This is a genomic window from Paracoccus benzoatiresistens, assembly GCF_026913015.1.
GTDB classification, from domain to species: Bacteria; Pseudomonadota; Alphaproteobacteria; order Rhodobacterales; family Rhodobacteraceae; genus Paracoccus; species Paracoccus benzoatiresistens.
Map to the genome: position 1 here is coordinate 1 of NZ_JAPTYD010000133.1, position 2,376 is coordinate 2,376.

The 2,376-nt window shown below is 63.9% G+C and carries 3 protein-coding genes and 1 pseudogene; 2 read left to right on the plus strand and 2 right to left on the minus strand.

The features are described from left to right. Positions 1-102: 102 nt before the first annotated feature. A pseudogene (locus OU682_RS23725) lies at positions 103-599 on the plus strand (IS66 family transposase); the annotation flags it as partial. A gap of 22 nt (positions 600-621) precedes the next feature. On the opposite strand, the gene OU682_RS23730 reads toward OU682_RS23725, so the two are convergent. Next, positions 622-855, minus strand: coding sequence for a DUF6429 family protein (locus tag OU682_RS23730; RefSeq protein ID WP_268944641.1), 234 nt, complete (start codon positions 853-855; stop codon positions 622-624). A gap of 245 nt (positions 856-1,100) precedes the next feature. Between OU682_RS23730 and OU682_RS23735 the strand changes: the two genes are divergently transcribed. After that, positions 1,101-2,000, plus strand: coding sequence for a recombinase family protein (locus OU682_RS23735; protein ID WP_268944642.1), 900 nt, complete (start codon positions 1,101-1,103; stop codon positions 1,998-2,000). On the opposite strand, the gene OU682_RS23740 is transcribed toward OU682_RS23735, so the two are convergent. Then, positions 2,001-2,376: integrase core domain-containing protein (locus OU682_RS23740; protein ID WP_268944643.1), on the minus strand; the 376-nt coding region annotated here is incomplete at its 5' end.

Below are 2,376 nucleotides of genomic sequence, written 5' to 3' on the forward strand. Positions count from 1 at the left end.
TTGGAGATCGTCATGCATGCTTCCTTTCGGTGAAGCATGGACCGGATCACTCATACACAGAAGACCTGACACTCTCAACGGATCGCTTTCACCGGCTCACTCCATGATGTCTGGACATCGACAAAATCCGAAATCGCGCGAGGCGCTCGACCGGATCGGCAAGTTCTACGACATCGAGCGCCCCATCAGCGGCAAACCTGCCGAGCTGCGGCTGGCGGTTCGACAGAAGGAAACCAGGCCCAAGATCGACGCCTTCCGGGACTGGACCGAGAAGCAGCTGGCGCATCCCGGGAAAAAGCGATCTGGCCAGAGCCTTCCGCTACGGGCTGAGCCGCTGGTCTGCCCTCACGCTGTTTCTCGAGGACGGACGCGTTGCGTTTGACAACAATGCGGCCGAGCGGGCCCTGAGACCGATTGGTGTCGGCAGACGGAACTGGCTATTCGCAGGCTCGGATGCGGGCGGCGAAACGCTTGCCCGCGCCCTGACCATCATTGAAACGGCAAAGATGAACGGGCTCGATCCGCAGGCTTATCTTGCCGATGTCCTGGACCGCATCCACGATCACATGAACAATCGTCTCGGCGATTTGCTGCCCTGAAACTGCGCGCCAGTAGGCATCGTCAAGATCCAGGCCGCGTAAACAGCGCCCGGAAGAGATCTTCAGACTGCCTCAGACCCTCATCGGTGAGGATGACCGACTTTGCCTTGTTGACCGGATCGGCGATCAGACCCCGGGCATGCAACCGCTCCAGGGCATCCCAGTCAAAGCCTTTCCACGCCCGCCTCTCGTCATGCAGCGTCAACCACATCAGCGCCAGAACAGCCTCGTCGATCTTGTCCCGATCAATCTCCATGGACTGAGCCTACCACGGAGAGCCGTGGTGCGAGACACGACATCATCAACGCCTGTCAATGCAAAATGCCCGCGGTGCAAACCGGGTGGTTACGATCAAGGTGTCGTTCGAGACGACGCGTCTCAGTGCCCAGTGCCTGATCGAGGCCTACGACCGCCTCGTGCCCATCCAGCGCCGGCGGCTTCGTCTGCCCCCGGAGCCGGAGCCCGGCGACAGCGAGGTACTGACCATGCGGAGGAGTGACCATGCCTGAGCTCCGGATCGCGCTTTACGCCCGGGTGTCGAGCGAGCGGCAGGCCCGCGGCAACACCGTGGCCAGCCAGCTTGCGGCGCTGCGTGAGCGGGTCGCCAGCGCCGGCCTGTCGATCGAGCCCGGCGACGAGTTCGTCGACGAGGGCTACAGCGGCACCACGCTCCTGCGGCCTGCCTTGGAGCGGCTGCGCGATGCCGTGGCCGCCGGCGCGCTCGATCAGGTCTACGTCCTTGCGCCGGACCGTCTGGCCCGGCGCTTGGCCCGGCGCTACGCCTACCAGGTGCTGCTGGTCGAGGAGTTTCGTCGGGCCGGCACCGAGGTTGTCTTCGCCAATCGTCTCATCGGCACCAGCGCCGAGGACGACCTTCTGCTCCAGGTTCAGGGCATGATCGCTGAGTACGAGCGGGCCAAGTTCCTGGAGCGCAGCCGACGCGGACGTCGGCATGCCGCGCGCTCGGGCCTGATCAGCGCCCTGGGCAAGGTGCCCTTCGACTACCGCTACATCACCAAGGACGCCGGCGGTGGGGTGGCGCGCGTCGAGGTCGCGGCCGAGGAGGCCCGCTGGGTCCGCCTGATGTTCGCTTGGATTGGGCTGGAGCGCCTGAGCCTGCGGGAGGTGTCGCGCCGCCTCTCGGAGGCGGGGGTGCCGACCAGCACCGGCAAGGCCCGGTGGGACGGCACCACCATCGCGCTGATGCTGCGCAACACCGCCTATGTGGGACGTGCAGTCTTCGGGCGCTCGCGCTGGATCCAGGCGCCACCGCGCCTGCGGCCGTTACGCGGCCATCCGCAGCCGGCCCGGAAGCCGAACTCCCGGATCCCCGTGCCGCACGAGGAGTGGATCGAGATCCTGAACCGCCCCGGGTTTACCGGAGAGTTTGTGGTTCACTGATTAGGCTGCTTTTTCGTCAGCGTTCAAGCTTGCGTAGAAGGCCTCCTCTGCTTCGTTCGGCGTGACGTAACCGATGGCGCTGTGCAGGCGCGTCTTGTTATACCAGTCGACCCATTTCAGCGTTTCCCATTCGACCTGACCAACAGACTTCCAGGGTCCGAGAAACTTGATGACCTCGGTCTTGAACAAGCCGATGATGCTTTCGGCGAGAGCGTTGTCATAGGAATCCCCGACGCTGCCGACCGAGGTGTCGATGCCTGCCTCGGTCAGCCGTTCGGTGTATCGGATCGACAGGTATTGGGCGATCTCAACCGGTCGTCGCAACACCCTTTTGAAGGAGGTTGCAATGGCAAGGGGCAAGCGAAGATCAGAGCGC